This window comes from Rhizobium sp. RAF56, from assembly GCF_052113965.1.
Taxonomy (GTDB): domain Bacteria; phylum Pseudomonadota; class Alphaproteobacteria; order Rhizobiales; family Rhizobiaceae; genus Rhizobium.
The window spans coordinates 17,501-35,167 of sequence record NZ_JBFRDU010000041.1; the positions used below are offsets into that span (position 1 = coordinate 17,501).

The 17,667-nt window shown below is 62.9% G+C and carries 21 protein-coding genes; 11 read left to right on the forward strand and 10 right to left on the reverse strand.

Annotated elements, in window-relative coordinates; genetic code table 11:
• The first annotated feature begins 61 nt into the window (after window positions 1–61).
• The gene (locus AB4048_RS24435) at window positions 62–1,060 is read left to right on the forward strand and encodes an esterase-like activity of phytase family protein (protein WP_442204587.1); all 999 of its coding nucleotides are present in this window, start codon (window positions 62–64) and stop codon (window positions 1,058–1,060) included.
• A 22-nt stretch (window positions 1,061–1,082) separates the two neighbouring features.
• On the opposite strand, the gene AB4048_RS24440 is transcribed toward AB4048_RS24435, so the two are convergent.
• Entirely contained in the window at window positions 1,083–1,970 is an 888-nt protein-coding gene (locus tag AB4048_RS24440) for an SDR family oxidoreductase (protein WP_442204588.1), read from the reverse strand.
• A 126-nt stretch (window positions 1,971–2,096) separates the two neighbouring features.
• Between AB4048_RS24440 and AB4048_RS24445 the strand changes: the two genes are divergently transcribed.
• Window positions 2,097–3,020: an AraC family transcriptional regulator gene (locus AB4048_RS24445; protein ID WP_442204589.1), complete on the forward strand. Its 924-nt coding sequence runs from the start codon at window positions 2,097–2,099 to the stop codon at window positions 3,018–3,020.
• Window positions 3,021–3,050: 30 nt separating this feature from the next.
• Here the strand turns inward: AB4048_RS24445 and AB4048_RS24450 are convergent, their stop codons facing one another.
• Both AB4048_RS24450 and rpmB read right to left on the reverse strand, forming a co-directional pair.
• Window positions 3,051–3,686, reverse strand: a complete 636-nt coding sequence (locus tag AB4048_RS24450; RefSeq protein WP_442204590.1) for a queuosine precursor transporter — start codon at window positions 3,684–3,686, stop codon at window positions 3,051–3,053.
• A 116-nt stretch (window positions 3,687–3,802) separates the two neighbouring features.
• Complete coding sequence (gene rpmB / locus AB4048_RS24455; protein WP_442204591.1) at window positions 3,803–4,102, reverse strand: 50S ribosomal protein L28; 300 nt, start codon at window positions 4,100–4,102, stop codon at window positions 3,803–3,805.
• Between the two features lie 255 nt (window positions 4,103–4,357).
• On the opposite strand from rpmB, the gene AB4048_RS24460 reads away from it, so the two are divergent.
• Complete coding sequence (locus tag AB4048_RS24460) at window positions 4,358–5,128, forward strand: DUF3108 domain-containing protein (protein WP_442204592.1); 771 nt, start codon at window positions 4,358–4,360, stop codon at window positions 5,126–5,128.
• 56 nt (window positions 5,129–5,184) lie between these two features.
• Window positions 5,185–6,075: an aromatic amino acid exporter YddG gene (yddG, locus tag AB4048_RS24465; protein WP_442204593.1), complete on the forward strand. Its 891-nt coding sequence runs from the start codon at window positions 5,185–5,187 to the stop codon at window positions 6,073–6,075.
• Window positions 6,076–6,079: 4 nt separating this feature from the next.
• Here yddG and AB4048_RS24470 read toward each other — a convergent pair whose 3' ends face one another.
• Window positions 6,080–6,505 (reverse strand): cupin domain-containing protein, encoded by a 426-nt coding sequence (locus tag AB4048_RS24470; RefSeq protein ID WP_442204594.1) that lies wholly within the window; start codon window positions 6,503–6,505, stop codon window positions 6,080–6,082.
• Entirely contained in the window at window positions 6,505–7,275 is a 771-nt protein-coding gene (gene gloB / locus AB4048_RS24475; protein ID WP_442204595.1) for a hydroxyacylglutathione hydrolase, read from the reverse strand. The genes AB4048_RS24470 and gloB overlap by 1 nt, the downstream gene beginning before the upstream one ends.
• A 53-nt stretch (window positions 7,276–7,328) precedes the next feature.
• Between gloB and AB4048_RS24480 the strand changes: the two genes are divergently transcribed.
• The 3 genes from AB4048_RS24480 (at window position 7,329) to AB4048_RS24490 (ending at window position 10,244) form a co-directional block, all read left to right on the forward strand.
• Window positions 7,329–8,120, forward strand: a complete 792-nt coding sequence (locus tag AB4048_RS24480; protein WP_442204596.1) for a class I SAM-dependent methyltransferase — start codon at window positions 7,329–7,331, stop codon at window positions 8,118–8,120.
• 103 nt (window positions 8,121–8,223) lie between these two features.
• Window positions 8,224–9,333, forward strand: a complete 1,110-nt coding sequence (gene hisC, locus AB4048_RS24485) for a histidinol-phosphate transaminase (RefSeq protein WP_442204597.1) — start codon at window positions 8,224–8,226, stop codon at window positions 9,331–9,333.
• Window positions 9,330–10,244 carry a prephenate/arogenate dehydrogenase family protein gene (locus AB4048_RS24490; RefSeq protein ID WP_442204598.1) on the forward strand — a complete coding sequence of 305 codons (915 nt, stop codon included), beginning with the start codon at window positions 9,330–9,332 and terminating at the stop codon, window positions 10,242–10,244. The genes hisC and AB4048_RS24490 overlap by 4 nt, the downstream gene beginning before the upstream one ends.
• A gap of 33 nt (window positions 10,245–10,277) precedes the next feature.
• Here AB4048_RS24490 and AB4048_RS24495 read toward each other — a convergent pair whose 3' ends face one another.
• Complete coding sequence (locus AB4048_RS24495; RefSeq protein WP_442204599.1) at window positions 10,278–11,297, reverse strand: DUF2125 domain-containing protein; 1,020 nt, start codon at window positions 11,295–11,297, stop codon at window positions 10,278–10,280.
• 92 nt (window positions 11,298–11,389) lie between these two features.
• Between AB4048_RS24495 and AB4048_RS24500 the strand changes: the two genes are divergently transcribed.
• The gene (locus AB4048_RS24500; protein WP_442204615.1) at window positions 11,390–11,935 is read left to right on the forward strand and encodes a gamma-glutamylcyclotransferase; all 546 of its coding nucleotides are present in this window, start codon (window positions 11,390–11,392) and stop codon (window positions 11,933–11,935) included.
• 109 nt (window positions 11,936–12,044) lie between these two features.
• Here the strand turns inward: AB4048_RS24500 and AB4048_RS24505 are convergent, their stop codons facing one another.
• From AB4048_RS24505 to ftsE, 4 genes are all read right to left on the reverse strand, one after another.
• Window positions 12,045–12,851 (reverse strand): lysophospholipid acyltransferase family protein, encoded by an 807-nt coding sequence (locus tag AB4048_RS24505; protein ID WP_442204600.1) that lies wholly within the window; start codon window positions 12,849–12,851, stop codon window positions 12,045–12,047.
• Between the two features lie 132 nt (window positions 12,852–12,983).
• Complete coding sequence (locus AB4048_RS24510) at window positions 12,984–13,718, reverse strand: YdcF family protein (protein ID WP_442204601.1); 735 nt, start codon at window positions 13,716–13,718, stop codon at window positions 12,984–12,986.
• A gap of 167 nt (window positions 13,719–13,885) precedes the next feature.
• Window positions 13,886–14,833 (reverse strand): cell division protein FtsX, encoded by a 948-nt coding sequence (locus tag AB4048_RS24515; protein WP_442204616.1) that lies wholly within the window; start codon window positions 14,831–14,833, stop codon window positions 13,886–13,888.
• A gap of 58 nt (window positions 14,834–14,891) precedes the next feature.
• Window positions 14,892–15,551: a cell division ATP-binding protein FtsE gene (gene ftsE, locus AB4048_RS24520; protein ID WP_442204602.1), complete on the reverse strand. Its 660-nt coding sequence runs from the start codon at window positions 15,549–15,551 to the stop codon at window positions 14,892–14,894.
• Window positions 15,552–15,745: 194 nt separating this feature from the next.
• On the opposite strand from ftsE, the gene AB4048_RS24525 reads away from it, so the two are divergent.
• The 3 genes from AB4048_RS24525 to AB4048_RS24535 all read left to right on the forward strand — a co-directional run bounded on the left by AB4048_RS24525 (window position 15,746) and on the right by AB4048_RS24535 (window position 17,635).
• The gene (locus AB4048_RS24525) at window positions 15,746–16,447 is read left to right on the forward strand and encodes a hypothetical protein (RefSeq protein WP_442204603.1); all 702 of its coding nucleotides are present in this window, start codon (window positions 15,746–15,748) and stop codon (window positions 16,445–16,447) included.
• 155 nt (window positions 16,448–16,602) lie between these two features.
• Window positions 16,603–17,145, forward strand: coding sequence for a hypoxanthine phosphoribosyltransferase (gene hpt, locus AB4048_RS24530; RefSeq protein ID WP_442204604.1), 543 nt, complete (start codon window positions 16,603–16,605; stop codon window positions 17,143–17,145).
• A gap of 130 nt (window positions 17,146–17,275) precedes the next feature.
• A complete protein-coding gene (locus AB4048_RS24535) occupies window positions 17,276–17,635 on the forward strand; it encodes a response regulator (protein ID WP_442204605.1) in 360 nt (119 codons plus the stop codon).
• Window positions 17,636–17,667 lie beyond the last annotated feature (32 nt).

Genomic DNA, 17,667 nt, shown 5'->3' on the forward strand with positions numbered 1-17,667 from the left:
TCCGGCCGATGTTTTCCCTTTTTGCTCACTCTCGCGCCGTTGGCGGAAGGTCAGGAAACGCATGAAGCGCCTTTGCGCCCTCAGCCTCGCGATGATGGCGCTTGCGGCATGCGGTACTGCGAGCGGAGGAACCGAGGAGGGGGAGGCCGTCATCCGCGGCCAGATGATCACGCAGCTCCGGCCGGGTTCCAATGAGAGCAAGTTCGGGCCGGTGGAGTTCCTGGGGGGGCTGTCGTTGGCATCGACGAATTCCCTCTTTGGTGCCGCCTCGTCGATCCGAATGCAGCCGGATCAGCGCCATTTCATTGCCGTGCTCGACACCGGCCACTGGCTGACCGGCGCAATCGAGCGCAACGAGGAAGGCCAGCTCAAGGGCATTTCCGGTGCGATGATTACGCCCATGCGCGACCGCGCCGGTCGCACGCACGAGGGCAAGGGGGCGATGGACGCCGAGGGATTGGCGCTGCGTGACGGCGACGTTCTCGTCAGCTTCGAGCAGAACCATCGAGTCGACCTCTATCCCGAGCCCGACTTTGCCACGTCGCCGCCAAAGGGCTCGCTGCCGATCTTGATCCCCCGCAAGGAACTGCGGGGCAATCGTGGTTTGGAGGCGCTGATGATCGCCCCGGCCGCAAGCCCGCTTGCGGGTGCGGCGGTGGTCGTCGCGGAGCGGAGCCTCGACGGCGACGGCAATCTGCTCGCCGCGATCATCGAGGGGCCGCTCAAGGGTCGTTTTGCGGTGCGCCACTATGACGATTTCGACGTCAGCGACGGCGTCTTTCTCCCTGATGGTGATCTCCTGCTTTTGGAACGGCGTTTCGATCTGGCGCACGGCATCGGCATGCGGCTCCGCCGGATCGCGGGCAGCGACATCCGTCCCGGTGTGGTCGTCGACGGCAAGGTCATTTTCGAGGCCAATGCGAACGACCAGATCGACAATATGGAAGGCATCGACGCCTATAGCGCCGCCGATGGCAGCATCCACCTGATCCTGATCTCCGACGACAACCATTCGATCCTGCAGCGCAATCTGATGCTGGAGTTTCGGCTGCTGGATTGAAACCGTCACAGCGCCCTGGCGCTCATCCGCCGAAATAGACCGCGCGATCGATGTCTTCAATCAGGCCGGGTCCGGTCGGCTGCCAGCCCAGTTCATCACGGGTTCGCTGGCTTGAGGCCAGATTGTCCATCGCCGCGAAGTGCGCAAACCAGCCAAAGTGCAAAGCGGCATCGTCGCGGGACTTGGAAACGACGGGGACGTCCAGGCGGCGGCCGATGACTTCGGCGATTTCGCGGAAGGGAACGCCTTCCTCGGCGGCACCGTGATAGCGGCTGCCCGCCTTACCCTTCTCCAGCGCCAGCCGGAAGAGCCTCGCCGCATCGAAACGATGGACGGCGGACCAGAGATTGCCTCCTTCATCGGCATGGACCGAGGCGCCTTTGTCGCGGGCGATACCGATGAGGAGCGGCACAAAGCCATGATCACCGTCGCCGTGGACCGACGGTGGCAGACGGACGACCATGGCGCGCACGCCCCGCGATGCGGCCGCAGCGGCTGCCTCCTCGGACGCGACGCGGGGAGAGGCCGTGGAGGGCGCATCTTCCTCGGTCGTCCGCCGACCTTGCGGAAGGAGCCCGGTTCCCGAAGTTATGACCAGCGGGCGGTCGGAGCCCGCCAAGGCTGAGCCGAGGGCCTCTATCGCTCGCCGGTCTATCTCGCAGTTCTCCTTGAACCTCGAAAAATCATGGATGAATCCGGTATGGATCACGCCATCGGCCGCAGCGGCGCCGCTGCGAAGGCTCTGCAGATCCTCAAGGTCGCCGCGATGCACACCAGCCCCCATCGCCTCAAGGGATGCCGCAGCCGCGTCCGACCGGGCGAGGCCAAGGACCTGATGACCTGCGCCGAGAAGCTCCTGAACGACGGCGGAGCCGACAAAGCCCGTAGCGCCTGTTACGAAGACACGCATCCTATTCTCCTTGCTTGTCGCCTGGACGTCTACCGCCCGGCCGCCTGTCGGACTGAAGATAGAGGTTTGAGAAATACGGTCTATGCGATAACGTCCGCACTATCTTCGCGATCGTCCGGAAAAACTATGGATCCGCTGTCAAACGTTTTGTCCCTGCTCAAGCCCCGCAACTACCTTTCGGCCGGATTCGAGGCGGGTGGAGCTTGGTCGATCCAGTTTCCCGATCAGCAGGAGGGGGTGAAGTGCGGCGCCGTCGTCTCGGGTGAGTGTTGGCTCTCGGTGGAGGGTGTTTCAGGGGCGGTGCGCCTGCAGGCGGGGGATTGCTTTCTGCTGCCGAGCGGCCGGCCCTTCCGTATGGCAACGGACATGGATCTGGCGCCGGTCGGTGCCGCCGAGGTCTTTTCGCCCGCGCGTACCGGCGGCATCGTTTCCTACAACGGCGGCGACGACTTTCTTTTGGTCAGCAGCCGGTTTGGGTTGACCGGTGCTCATTCCGGCCTGCTGCTGCGCATGCTGCCGCCAATCGTTTTGATCAGAGACGAGCCCGGCCAGGCGACCTTGCGTTGGTCCGTGGAGCGGATGATGCAGGAGTTGCGCGAGCCGCAGCCGGGGGGCTCTCTGATCGTCCAGCATCTGGCGCACATGATCCTGGTTCAGGCGCTGCGGCTGCACCTGGCCGATGGCGCGAGAGCCGGCGTCGGCTGGCTGTTTGCGCTGGCCGACAAGCAGATGAGTGCGGCGATGACCGCGATGCACGACGATCCGGCCCGGCGATGGACCTTGCAGGAGCTGGCGGCTCGCGCCGGCATGTCGCGTTCGACGTTTGCGCTGAGGTTCAAGGAAACGGTCGGCACATCGCCGATGGAGTATCTTGCGCAATGGCGCATGCTGTTGGCGGGCGACAGGCTGGAGAATTCGAGGGATCCGATTTCCCTCATCGCGCCGTCGCTCGGCTATGAATCCGAGGCCGCCTTCAGCACGGCATTCAAGCGTGTGATGGGATGTTCACCGAGGCAGTATGGCCGTGACCGGCACGCGCCCCCGCCTTGAAAGGCGAGGGAGCTTGCGTGTGGTTACGGCCTAGCTCGCGCGGGCGGGCTGCATCGGCTTCAGCACGTTCATCAGCGCGCCATAGGGGAGCAGCATGACGAGGCCGACGGTTACCTTCACGGAGAAGTCGCCGATCGCCCAGGAAATCCAGCGCGGCGCCTGCGTCGCGAGAATGCCGAGGATCGGGGCCTGTTCCAGCGCGAAGGGGTCGTTCGGGCCGAAGAACACGAAGAACGCGGCAAAGGCGAAGGAGAAGAACATGATCGTGTCGAGCGCCGAGCCGATCAGCGAGCCGGTCAGCGGCGCGCGCCACCAGGCCTGACGGCGCAAGCGGTTGAAGACGGAGATATCGAGCAGCTGGCCGGCGAGATAGGCAGAACCGGAAGCGATCGCGATGCGCGGCACCGAAGTGTAGAAGGAGAGGCCGACACCGACGACGAAGCCGGCGAAAACCACCTTGCGCGCGGTTTGCGGGCCGAACTGCCGGTTCGTCAGATCGGTGATCAGGAAGGCGACGGGATAGGTGAACGCACCCCAGGTCAGGATGTCGCCGAGATTGATGCCAAAGAGCTGGCCGTTCAACGGAAACTGGACGAGGAAGTTCGAGGCGACGACGACCAGCGTCATCAGGATAACGTAGAGGATGGTATAGCGGTTCTTCAGCATTTTTTTATCCTGGGTGATGCCACCAGTTGGAGGAGAAACCGGGCAAAGCAAAAGGCTTGTCCGGATGCGATCCGTGCAAGCCTCAAAGCCCGTATGAATTCAGAAGATGCCGAAGCTTATGCAGCAACTGCTGCTTCAGCGGTCTTCTTGACGATCTGACGACGCAACAGACGAGCGCGCATGGAAAGCTCGTTTTCGCTGGCCTTCAGAAGGAAAGCGTCGAGGCCACCGCGATGTTCGACCGAGCGAAGGGCCGCAGCGGTAACACGCAGACGGTAGCGCTGACCGAGAACGTCGGAAATCAGCGTAACCTGGCAAAGGTTCGGGAGGAACCGGCGCTTGGTCTTGTTGTTGGCGTGGCTGACATTATTGCCCACCAGGACGGCCTTGCCGGTCAATTCGCACATGCGGGACATGGATACACCTGCTCTTGTTTTTACTCAGCCACTGAACCGCTCCCGGACAAAAACCCGGTATGCAATCCATCAGGCCATGATTGGAAAGTTGCGGTTCTATAGTCAGCGCGACCGCGCGCGTCAAGCCAAACCTTGGCCTTTCCCGCAATTCTGTCAAAAAGCTTGTGTTTTTAGCAGTCGTCCCGGGCGTTGAACGTCCCTATATCAATCGCATGCGGAAACGTCCATCGTTTCCGCCTGCTGAAGGCTTTGGTTATGTCTCACTTTGGAAAATGGCTGCTTCTTTCGATGACGGTGCTGCTGGCGCCTTCTTTCGCCCATGCCGACGATCTCACCAACGAGACGCGTTATCGCGTGGCGTTGGCTGGGCTGCCGATCGCGCGCGCGAATTTCAAGACCGAGGTGAAGGACAAGCACTATTCGATCACGGCCGACATCAATTCGGCCGGTCTTGCGACCCTGGTGACGCGCATTTCGGCGCAGGCGACGGTTTCGGGGCTCGTCGGCGCCAATCGGCTCGAGGCCTCGCGCTACACGCTCTACTACACGAAGGGGCGCAAGGCGCGTACCTATGACGTCGTCTATCATGACGGCAACGTGACCTCGACGACGACCACGCCGGCGCCGCGCCGCCCGGACAATTGGATCCCGGTGACGGAAAGCGACTTGCGCTCGGTGCTCGATCCGATCTCCGGCCTGATCTTTCCGGGAAACACCGATGTCTGCGCTCAGACGCTGCCGATCTATGACGGTGAAACGCGGATGGACTTGAAGCTGTCGCCCAAGGGTTCGCGCCGCTTTACGACCGACGGCTACAAGGGCGACACGGTGGTCTGCGGCGTCCGCTTCACGCCGAAGTCCGGCTACAAGAAAAATCGTGACGACTACGCCTATCTCAGCAAGAGCGACGACATGGAGATCTGGTTTGCCAAGTCCGCCAGCATAAATGTATATGCTCCGGTCTATGTGCGCATTCCGACCAAGTACGGGACCGTGACCATCACCGCCGTCAAATACGGCAGCTAGCCGCGCAACGCCAAGCGCCGGCTGGCTCTTCGATAAGGGCTGGGAGGCTCTAAGACGTGAAACTGCGCGCGACCTTGACGGGTTTTTCCGCCATCCTGATGTGGTCGTTCCTGGCGCTGCTGACGGCTGCCTCCGGCAAGATGCCGCCGTTCCAGCTGTCGGCGATCTGCTTTGCGATCGGCAGCGTGCCGGGCATCGTCGTGCTCGTCCTCAACCCGAAGCGCCTCGCCTTGCTGCGCCAGCCGGCAAAGGTCTGGGTGAGCGGCATTGCCGGTCTGTTCGGCTATCACTTCCTCTATTTCACGGCACTGCGCAACGCGCCGGCAGTCGAAGCGGGGCTAATCGCCTATCTCTGGCCGCTCCTGATCGTCGTCGGATCGGCGTTGCTGCCGGGCGAGCGCTTGCGCTGGTATCACGTGATCGGGGCACTACTCGGGCTTTGCGGCACGGTGTTGATCGTCGGCCGCAACGGCTTTCACTTCGAGGGCGCCTATGCGATCGGCTATGCCGCTGCCTTCCTCTGCGCCTTCACCTGGTCCGGCTATTCGCTGATCACGCGCCGTTTCGGCGCGGTGTCGACGGACGTGGTGACCGGTTTTTGCCTCGCTACCTCGGTGCTCTCACTTCTCTGCCATTGGGGGCTGGAGGCAACGGTCTGGCCGGAAACCGCCTTGCAGTGGGTCGCGGTTGTTGGTCTTGGTCTCTTTCCGGTCGGCGCTGCCTTCTATGCCTGGGACTACGGCGTCAAGAACGGCGACATTCAGACGCTCGGCGCCGCAAGCTATGCAGCGCCGTTGTTTTCCACCCTCATCCTGACGCTCTTCGGTTTTGCGGAGCCGAGCTGGGGGATTGCTGTCGCCTGCCTTTTCGTGACGGGCGGTGCCGTCCTTGCCGCACATCCGATGATCCTGCGCAGCCGCGTTCCGCAGGCGGAAGCCGCGGAGTAGCAGTTCAACTGCCGCTGGGCTTCCAATCGGGCGGCGCCAGTTCGAAGCTTGCAAACTCGAAACCCGGCGCCACCGTGCAGCCGACCAGCGTGTAGTCGCCGAGACTTTCTGCCGCCTGCCACCAGTCTGTGGGAACGATCGCCTGCGGGCGCTCGCCCTTGGCAAGATCGGCCCCCAGGATCACCGCCTCGCTTGCGTGGCCGTCGGCGGAAAGGGAGAGCCGAAGCGGCGCGCCGGCATAGTAGTGCCAGACTTCCGCCGCGTCGCGGACGCGGTGCCAATGGGAACGCTGGCCGGCTTCCAGGAGATAGTAGATTGCCGTCGAATGTCCGCGCACGCCGCCGCGCGCGTCGCGGAAGGTCTCGGCGTACCATCCGCCCTCCGGATGCGGCTCCATGGATAGCGTGCGGACGATATCCTCCGCCCGCATCAGAAATTGTCCTTGCGCTTACGGATTTCGGCAAAGACGTCTTCGTCGGAGCGGCTCTCCATCAAGAGGTTGCGCCGGATCGCCGGATCGGCGGCGCGCAGGAACGGGTTGGTTTCCTTCTCCAGTCCGATCGTCGTCGGAATGGTGAAACGGCCGGCGGCGCGGGCAGCCTCGACGTCGGCGGCGCGTGCCTGCAGCCGCTCATTGCCGGGATCGATCGTCAGCGCGAAACGGGCGTTGGTAAGGGTATATTCGTGCCCGAAATAGACAGCCGTCTCGTCGGGAAGGGCGGCAAGCTTCTGCAGCGATGCCCACATGTCGGCGGGAGGCCGCTCGAACAGGCGGCCGCAGCCGAGCGCAAACAGCGTGTCGGCGGCAAACAGCAGCTTGTCGTCGGAGAAATGGTAGCAGATGTGGCCGGCGGTGTGGCCAGGCGTCTCGATCACCGACACCGCGTGACCGGCGAACTCGAAACTGTCGCCGTCGCCGACGGCCTTGTCGAGGCCCGGGATTGCAACGGCCTCGTTGATCGGCCCGATGATCTCGCAGCCATACTGCTCCTTCAGGGCGAGGTTTCCCTCGACGTGATCGGTGTGGTGATGGGTGGTCAGCACATGCGTGATCTCCCAGCCGCGACGGGCAGCGGCGGCTGCGATCATCGCGGCATCGGGCGCGTCGATCGTTGCGGTGAGGCCCGTTTCCGGCTCGTGCACGAGGACGCAGAAATTGTCCGACCGGCAGATAAAAACCTCTATTTCCAAAGGCTTCATGATCCAAATACCCCTTAATGCTGATAGATGAGGCAAATGTAGAGGCTTCGGTCTTGAAGTCCAACTGCCCGCTGATAACATTTGACGCGATGCACGCCGATATCGTTGACCTTCGTCAGTTCTACCATTCCGAGCTTGGACGCTTCGCGGAGCAATCCATCGCGGCAGCGCTTACCTCCCTCTGGGCGCGTCTGCCGGAGGAGCGTCTTGTGGGGCTCGGCTATGTCGTTCCCTACCTCGACCGCTTCCGCGAGGATACCGAGCGCACCTTCGCCTTCATGCCGGCCGGGCAGGGGGCGGTGAACTGGCCGATGGGGTCGGCATCCGCGACCGCGCTGGTGTTCGACGAAGAGCTGCCGCTGCCGGATTCCTCGATCGATCGCGTCCTGATGGTGCATTCGCTGGAATTCGCCGAAAGCCCGCGCGAAACGCTGAAGGAGCTGTGGCGGATATTGGCGCCGGGCGGCCGGCTTGTCATCGTGGTTCCCAACCGCCGCGGCGTCTGGGCGCGAATGGAGCACACGCCCTTCGGCTCGGGCCGGCCCTATTCGCGCGGGCAATTGACCGCGCTCCTGCGCGAAACCAATTTCACCCCCGGCGCCACCGCCGAGGCGCTGTTCTTCCCGCCGTCGAAGCTCAGGGCCGTGCTTAGCCTCAGACGGGTCTTCGAGCGCCTCGGCCGTGTCCTTTCGCCGGTCTTTTCCGGCGTCATCGTCGTCGAGGCTCAGAAACGTCTCTATCAGGGTCTGCCCGTCGCCGCCCGCGCCTCGCGACGCGTCTTCGTGCCCGTGCTCGCACCGCGTGGCGTTCCGACGACACGCGAGGAAACGCCGCTCAAACGCTGACACCAGGACAGCGTTCTACCCTCGACAAAACGGCGTTTCCGCTTTAATGCCGACGGCATTGTTTTCAGCCGGGCATTTCCGGCCCTTCCCTAAGGTCGACACGATGAGCATTGACACGACGAAGCCTGTTCCGCGCCCCGGTATTCTGGATATCGCCGCCTATGTGCCGGGCAAGGAGCACGCGCCGGGTGTCGCCCGCGTCTATAAGCTGTCATCCAATGAAACGCCGCTTGGCGCGAGCCCCAAGGCGATCGCGGCCGTCCGTTCCGCTGCCGACCAGCTCGAGCGCTATCCGGATGGGCAAGCAACGGAGCTGCGGCAGGCGATCGCCGACGTGAACGGGCTCAATCCCGCCAACATCCTCTGCGGCAACGGTTCCGACGAATTGCTCGGCCTGCTCTGCCACGTCTATCTCAGCCCCGGTGACGAGGCGGTGATCACCGAGCACGGCTTCCTGGTCTACAGGATCCAGATCATGGGCGCCGGCGCGACGCCGGTGACGGTCAAGGAGAAGGATTGCACGGTCGATGTCGACGCCATCCTTGCCGCCGTCACCCCGAAGACGAAGATGGTGTTCATCGCCAATCCCGGCAATCCGACCGGCACTTATGTTCCTGTCACGGAAATCCGCCGCCTGCAGGCGGCGCTGCCGAAGCATGTCATCCTCGTATTGGACGCGGCCTATGCCGAATATGTCCGCCGCAACGACTACGAGGCCGGCATCGAGCTGGTCTCGACCAATGCCAACGTCGTCATGACGCGCACCTTTTCCAAGGTTTATGGCCTCGCGGCGCTCCGGGTCGGCTGGATGTTCGGTCCTCTTGAGATCGTCGACGCGCTGAACCGCGTGCGCGGTCCTTTCAACATGAATTCGGCGGCGATCGCTGCGGGCGCTGCCGCGGTCCGCGACCAGGCATTCGTGGAGCGGGCGGTCGAACACAATCTGCTGTGGGTCGACAAATTGACGGTGGCACTTGAAACGGTCGGCCTCAGGGTCACGCCGTCGGTGGCGAACTTCGTCCTCATCCACTTCCCCGACGTCGACGGTAGGCGTGCGGTCGACGCGGACGCGTTTCTGACGGGCCGTGGCTACATCCTGCGCGCCGTGCGCGGCTATGGATTTCCGAACGCGTTGCGCATGAGCATCGGCACGGAGGAAGCAAACCGCGGCGTGATCGAGACGCTTGGCGAATTTATGGGACGCAAGGCATGAGCATCCAGTTCGAGCGGATCGCGCTGATCGGCATCGGCCTCATCGGCTCCTCGATCGCCCACGACATCAAGCGGCTGGGTCTTGCGGAAGAGGTGGTGATCGCCACGCGCAGCGCGCCCACGCTGAAGCGCGCCGAAGAGCTGAAACTCGGCAATCGCTACACCACCTCGGCGGCCGAGGCCGTGCGCGATGCCGATCTCGTCATCGTATCGGTGCCGGTCGGCGCGTCGGAAAGCGTCGCCAAGGAGATCGCGCCGCATTTGAAGGCGGGCGCGATCGTCACCGACGTCGGCTCGACCAAGGCTTCCGTCATAGCCCAGATGCAGCCTCACCTGCCGGACAACGTGCATTTCATCCCCGGTCATCCGCTGGCGGGGACGGAGAAATCCGGCCCCGACGCCGGCTTTCCGGGTCTCTTCGCCGGCCGCTGGTGTATTTTTACGCCGCTGCCGGGGACCGATGAAACGGCGTTGAAAAAGCTCAGGAGCTTCTGGGAGACGCTTGGATCGCGCGTCGACGAGATGGATCCCGAACATCACGACAAGGTGCTGGCGATCGTCTCGCATCTGCCGCACATCATCGCCTACAACATCGTCGGCACGGCTGACGACCTGGAAACGGTGACCGAATCGGAAGTCATCAAGTATTCGGCCTCCGGTTTTCGCGATTTCACCCGCCTTGCCGCCTCCGACCCGACCATGTGGCGGGACGTCTGCCTGCACAACAGGGATGCGATCCTCGAAATGCTGTCGCGGTTTTCGGAGGATCTCGCATATCTGCAGCGGGCGATCCGCTGGGGTGACGGGGAGAAGATCTTCGAACTCTTCACGCGCACGCGAGCCATCCGTCGCTCGATCGTCGAGGCCGGCCAGGACGTGGAAGCGCCGGACTTCGGCCGCCCGCACGGCTGACAGGGTCGTCGTGTTTCCGCACGCGGCCTGTCGTCAGATCGGCGGCAGGTTGCCGAGCGGGATGAAGCCGCTCAGCGAGACGGCTCCCTGGGTAACCGTCAGGTCCACGGAGACGCTATCGCCGCCACCGGCGAGGCTCTTCAGCAGCTTTCCGGCAAAGTCGATGGTGCGGCTGGCCGCGGGGATCATGACCTTGAGGCTTTCCCGCCAGGGGCCGAGCTGGTCGATCTTCAATTTGAATTGGCCCGAAAGGTAGCCTTGCTCGTCGAAGGAGAAAGGCCCTGACAGCGTCAGAGTCCGTCCCTCGCCGATATCGGCAATGGCATGATTGACGATCCCAGCTGCACCGCGGAGCGGCTGGCCGCTCTCATCGCGACCGGTCAGCAGGCCGGCCTTTCCAGTCAGCGTGACATCGACGTTGGCGGAGGCCGCCGGCAGCGGCTGCGGGAGGGCCGGGACGACGACGTTCGCATTTTCGATGCCGATCGTCGCCTGCAGGTCTTCGCCCGCCTGGCGCGCATGGATCTCCGTGCGGGCTGCGGTAAAATTCAGGCTGCGGCCGTCAAGGGCGGAGACGATGCCCGCCTTTAGCCCCTCGATGACCGTCATACCCTGCTCGATGCCTTTGCCGCGGGTGGTCAGCTGTGATTGCAGGCTCGCCCATTCAGCCGACATGCTCAGCCCTTGCGCCGAACGGAATTCCGCGGGCGATTGAAGGCTCCAGCTGATGTCGCCCGGCGCATAGACGCGCGCGTGCGACGTCAGGCGATTGAAGGAGGCTGAGACGCCGTGTTTATGATCGTCGATCTTCACGCCGGAGCAGGAAAGGCCGATGCGGAAAGGAAAGCCGCTAAACGCCATGTCGGCGCAGTCGCTGGTAATGCCGGCGGCTTCCTGCTTGCCCAGCGCGCGCAGCACGTTGTCCTTCAGGACGGAGGTGGCGTAGAACCAGCCCGCCGAGTAAAGAGCGGCGAGAACGACAAGGATGCCGAACCCCCACAGCCAGATCTTGCGGCCTCTTGCCGATGCGCCTGTCTGGCTTGACGATACCATGATGTTCTCCGATGGTTGTGCAACCGCACCTGCGTAAACATTCCTCACCCGGCGCCGCCCAATGGTGCGCCGCCCACCGCAATCACTTCGACTTGGCTTTGGATATGGACGAATTTTGGGTCTTTGGCTACGGATCGCTGATGTGGAATCCGGGCTTTGCGTTCGAGGAAAAGTCCGAGGCCCTTGTTTTCGGACATCGCCGGGCGCTTTGCGTGCGCTCATGGGTGCATAGAGGCACGCAAGAGAGCCCCGGCCTCGTTCTCGGCCTGGACCATGGCGGGTCGTGCCGCGGCATGGCCTTCCGTGTCGCCCTCCCGCATCGGTCGGACGTAATAGCCTATCTTCGCGAGAGGGAACTCGTCACGCACGTCTATCTTGAACGCCTCTTGCCTGTCCGCCTCAGGAGCGGGCGACGGGTGACCGCGCTGACCTACGTGGTCGACCGATCGCATCGGCAGTATGCAGGCGCCCTAGAGACGCAGGAAGCCGCGGGGATCGTCCATTCGGCGAAGGGACAATCGGGTCCGAACGACGCCTATGTCTTCAATACGCTCGAGCATTTGCGCGAAATGGGCATCCGCGATCATTGGCTGGAAGCTGTTGGCAGCGAGATCCAGCGGATACGCGGCGCATCCTGACCAGAGCAGATCTGCTTTTCTTCGAATCGCAGATCCGCTCTCTCTTTCTGTTTCACGCAATTCCGGACGGAAAACCGCGGCACACTTTTCCTGGAATTGCTCCCAGCCGTTACTGGGCTGCCTTGGCGGTCGCGCCGGACTTCGAAAGCTCGGCAAGCCGATGGCGAGCTGTCGGCGGCAAGGGAAGCGACGGATTGTTGGCCGCCGTTTCGACCAAAAGCTCGTCGCTCGCCTTCTCGGTTTCGGCAATCAGCCGGGCGTAGAAGACATCCGGATCGAGGCCCGGCTCGATCGGCGGCAGGATGCGCACCTTGAAATGCCCCGGATAGCGCCGGAAGCTGCGCCTCGGCCAAAACAGTCCGGGATGCATCGCCACCGGCAAGACAGGCACGCCGAGGTCGCGATACATCCGGGCAATCCCGTATTTGTAGAGGGGTTCTGCGCCCGGCGGACGGCGCGTGCCTTCCGGATAGATAATCAGCTGCCGTCCCGTCGCCAGCTCCTCGCGGGTGCGCCTGAGCACGTCGATCATCACCTTGCCGCGCGCGCCACGATCGACAGGGATCATCCGCTGCTTCTTCGCATACCAGCCGAAGATCGGGATCCACATCAGCTCGTGCTTGAGGATGTAGACGGGATCGTTGAGGTAGGGCAGCAGCGCGAACGTGTCCCAGAAGGATTGGTGCTTCGGCGCGAAAATGTAGCTGCCTTGCGGGATGTTCTCCAACCCTTCGATCTCGAAGGTCGTGCCGACGATCTTCTCCATCAGCCAGACGCTCGACCGGGCCCAGTTCTTGGGGATTGAATACGCCTTGCGCCGCGGCAGCAGGAAATAGATCGGCGACAGAAAAATCATGCGCAGGATCAAGTTGGCGTAGAAGGCGGTATTGAACAGGATCGATCGAACTGTCGTCATCAAGGCTTTCCCGTGCAGGGACGGCGCGTCTGGCGCCATTCTGCGGATGCTGCGGTGCCGGCTCCCCGGCGGCTTCCGTCTGCCTACACGATATCGTCGCTCAGAAAAAGCCGCATGCGGCGGCGGGGCATATCAGCCGCTCTTGCTGCTACCGGCTTCCTGCTGTTCCTGCGAGCGCAGGCCCTCGGGACGGCCCAGGCCGAAGACGTTGCGCACGCCAGCCAGGAGCACCTTGCAATATTCGTAGAGCATGGTGCGCAGCGCATTCGGATTGGTGAACCAGTTCTGGGTCTTCAGGTCCGAATTGACCACCGGATAGGGAATGAATTCGGTCGCCGGGTCCACATACTTCAGTTCCGCCAGGCTGCGGGGCATATGGTAGTTGTTGGTGACGACGAGCACGCTCTTGTAGCCGCGGCTATGGATCCAATTGGCTGCTTCGCGGGCATTGCCGATGGTGTCGATCGCGTCGTAACCGATATCGACGCAACAGCTGAAGAGATCGGCCGGACTTTGCGTCATCTTGCGGATCTGCGTGCGCGTCGTGGTCGGGTGGACACCGGAGATCAGCAGCCTGTTGCCGGCGCCCTCGCGCAGCAGTTCGACCGCCTGGTCGATGCGCTGATAGCCGCCGGTCAGAACCACGATCGCGTCCGCCCTCGGCTGCGCTGGCGGCTTTAACGTCGTGACCGAGTCGGCAAAACGCAGGAAGCCGCCGAAGAGAATGGCAAACAGCAGAATGAGAAAAAAGCCGCCCCAGCGCAGGCTTCGGCGGAAAAAGCTGCGTCTAGTCGACCCTCCGCTGTGAGGCTCTTCCCGCAGCGGCTCTGGGCTAAATATCTTGCGACTCGTCTGGCCCATGCTCATGAATCGTCAATAGCTGGAGAATGCGGCAAGGAACAGGCTGATTGATGGCAAATGCACAATCCGCGCATGACCCTTTCCATGGAAATCGATGAAACGAAAAGGATTATGCGCCCTGAATATGCCACTGCTTCGCCAGCGCGTCCAACGGAACGCGCGGGCGGCGTCGCTCAGCTGGGGACCCCTTCCGTTCTCGCCGGGTCCGATCTTACCAGGTCGATCTCGTAGATGGTGCGCATCACCGTAAAACGCGCGGTCACGGTGGTGAGCAGCGCGATGACAATCATCGTGGCGAAGATGCCGAGATAGCCGAGCGTACCGACGGAGAAGGTACCGAACATGGCGGTCGCCTGGTCGGTCTGTGGGGTTGCGATGGTGCTTCTCTGCAGGAAGCCTGCGGTCGCGAAGAAGAGCGCCGCAAGCGCGCTGCCGGCCGCAGAACCCTTGAGGCTGATCTTCAGGAAATGCATCTGGAATTCCGAGGCGACGAAGCTGCTCTCGGCGCCGACGAAGTGAAGCACCTCGACGATGTGCCGGTTGCCGGAGAGCGCGCCGCGCGTTGCAAAGACGACGGTCAGCACCATCGCCGTAAAGACCAGAAGCAGGATGCCGGTGCCGATCATCACGGTCGTGTGCGCCATGGAAACCAGCCGGTCGACCCAGGTTCGGTGGTCGTCGAGGGTAGCCTGCGGGATCTGGTCCTTCAAAAGCTCGCGCATCGCCTCGAAGTCCGGCGGGTGGCTCTCGTCGATCGTGATGATGACGAGCCGCGGAACGGGCAATTCCTTAAGGTCTAGGCCAGAGCCGAGCCATGGTTCGAGCAGCCTTGCGGTCGCAGCCTCGTCGACGATCTGCCCGGCCTTGGTGCCGACGAAGTTAAGCGCGATCTGCTTGGCTTCCTCCAGCGCCTTGTCCATGTCGAGATTGTCGTCCGGTTTGATCTGGATGGTGATCTCGCGGGAAATCTGGCTTTCCCAGCTCGCCGCCGTCGATCGCACCATGCTGACGGCGCCGAGCGTCAGGCAGGCGAGAAAGGCCATGATGGCGATCACCACGATCAGCGCATTGCCCTGGATGTTGGACGGGGGGACGATGGGGCCGGTCGGCCGTACGCGCATTTCCGGCCGCTTCTGGCCGGGGCTTGGCGCGGGACGCTGACGTTTGGCGGGGGTCGCGTCACTCATAGATGTCGAGATGCCCCCCGGAAAGGATCATGCGCCGCGCCTCGACCTGGTCCATCAGGGTCAGGTCGTGGGTGGCGATCACGACAGCGGTGCCCAGTCGGTTGAGCTCCATGAAGAGATTGAGCAGGCGGCGGGCCATCGGCGGATCGACGTTCCCTGTCGGCTCGTCCGCCAAAAGGATCTCCGGACGGTCGATGAGGGCCCGCGCGATCGCCGCGCGCTGCTTCTCTCCGCCTGAAAGCACCGGCGGCAGGACGTTGATGCGCTCGCCAAGGCCGACCCATTTGAGCAGTTCTATCACATCCGTGCGGTAGGCGCTCTCATCCTTGCCCCTGACGCGCAGCGGCAGCGCCACGTTCTCATAGGTGGTGAGGTGATCGAGCAGGCGGAAATCCTGAAACACGATGCCAACGCGGCGGCGCAGCAGCGGCAACTCCGCCCGCGGGATCGCGGCAAGGTCGCGGCCGAACATGCGGATCAGGCCCCGCGTCGGCTGAAGCGAGAGGAAGAGCAGACGAAGAAGCGTGGTCTTGCCGGCCCCGGAGGGACCGGTGAGAAATTGAAAGGATTTCTTCGGAATGTCGAAGGTCAGATCGCGGAGGATTTCCGGACCCATGCCGTAACGCAAACCGACGTTCTCAAAATGGATCAACGGACAGTCTTCCCAGAAGTCTTTCGATGCGATGGCCGCTGTGAGCGCTTGTCGGCGACCCACGTTAACAGCCGGTAAATTTAGCCGGAAAGAGGGCCGTCTTCGGGCGATCTTTGCGAAGCATTAATCATTAAAATTTACTTCTGGGTAGGATTCGTTTCAATGCCCAGATTGCGCGTGGGCGGCGAAACCATGTGGACATCGGAAAGGACGTCATCATGGCCGCATTCCACCGACCCAAGACGGCTGAACCTTACGATCTCATGCCTCCGGAACGCGACGCCGGCAGCCGTCCCCGCGCACGCTTCGAGCGCAAGGCCGACGTCGTCGACGCGGATTTCGTCATCATCCTTCCCGACCGCAAGACCGCCTCGCAGCGGACGACTTCGGGGCATCGCCGCCCATCGGCCGAAACAGTACAGGTCAGGCGGCCCTCTGCCCTCGGTGGCGTGGCGGCCTGCGTGAACTATGCCGAGGACTGGCTGCAGCGCGCCTCTGTGCGGACTTTCGTTCTCTTGATCGCCGCACTGTTCGTGCTGGTCTTCGGCCTCGCCGGCGGCTTCGTCAGCCTGGTCGACCGCCACGCGGCCCAGCAAGCCTCGCTTTCCTTCAGCCACGTGACGCTGACGCCGCGGGATGCCAACGGCATGCGCGTGCTCGTTCTCAACGCGATCATCGACAACTCGACCGGCAACGCCGCCGCCGTGCCGCCGATCCGCGCCGACCTTGTCGCCGACGACCGGCTGCTCGCGAGCATCGTGGTGTCGCCGCCGATTTCGGAGTTGGGTGTTGGCGAGAGCCGAGGCTTCAGCGCAAAATTGCAGCATCCCGGCGGAAAAATGCCGGAGATCCGGCTTTCCTTCGTACCCTCAGGTGCGTCCGCGCCCCGAGTGTGATAACGGCTGTTCCTCGAACCGGTGGCGAGCCGCCGGCCGGTCTGTCTTGAGCTGGCACGGATTGCTGCGGCCGACGGACCGCTTTTAGGGAACTGAAGAGTGCCGAGCGCCGCCCCTTTCCGCGCTCGTCGCTCTAGTATGGAGCATGCAGATCAATGCCAGTCGTACGCGGAAAGAACATCGAGCCGCTTTTCACCGCCGAGCAAATCGCCGAGCGCAATCGGGCGTTGGCTCAGGAAATCGCCAGCGGGCCGACCAAGGATCTGTTGGTGATCGCCATCCTGAAAGGCTCCTTCATTTTCGCCGCGGACCTTTTGCGCGCCCTGCATGACACCGGTCTGGCGCCCGAAGTGGAGTTCATCACGCTCTCCTCCTATGGGACCGGTACGGTCTCGCAGGGCGTTCGGATCGTGAAGGACATCGACAGCCACGTGAAAGACCGCGACGTGCTTCTGATCGACGACATCCTCGAATCCGGGCGAACGCTGCGTTTTGCCAAGGAGCTGCTCTACGAGCGCGGCGCACGCCACGTGACGCTCGCCGTCCTTCTCGACAAGCGGGTGAAGCGCAAGGAAGATCTGGAAGCCGACTATGTGGGCTTCGAATGCCCCGATTATTTCGTTGTCGGTTACGGCATGGACGTCGCCTATGCCTTCCGCGAACTGCCCTTCGTCGGGGTCGTCACGGGCGACGCCTGAGCCCCTTCACGCCGTCGTTCTCAAGACGAGTTGTTAACCATCAAGACCGTTCCCGGCCGATGTTTACCGATCGCAAAGAAAAGTCTGGTGATTTGCCCTCAAGGCATGATGGCCTGACGGAGCGATGAACATGGCAAGAATTTTGATCACGGAAGACGAAGATTCACTGCGAAGCTTCGTTGCCCGTGCCCTCCGCTTGGACGGGCACGAGACCGACGAGGCGGCCGACGGCGCCGAAGGTCTCGAGAAGCTCAAGCAGGGTCCCTACGATTTGCTCCTCTCGGATATCCGCATGCCGGTCATGGACGGTATCGAACTGGCACACCAGGCGGCGTCCGGCTGGCCGGAACTGAAGATCCTGTTGATGACCGGCTATGCCGAACAGCGCGAGCGGGCGGACGATCTCATGGAAAAGGTCATCGACGTCGTATCCAAACCCTTTGCCCTTTCGGACATCCGCAAGGCCGTCGGTCGGGCGCTGGCGGCGTGATCGACGCTATCGAGGAGCCCTTGAGGCGTCGG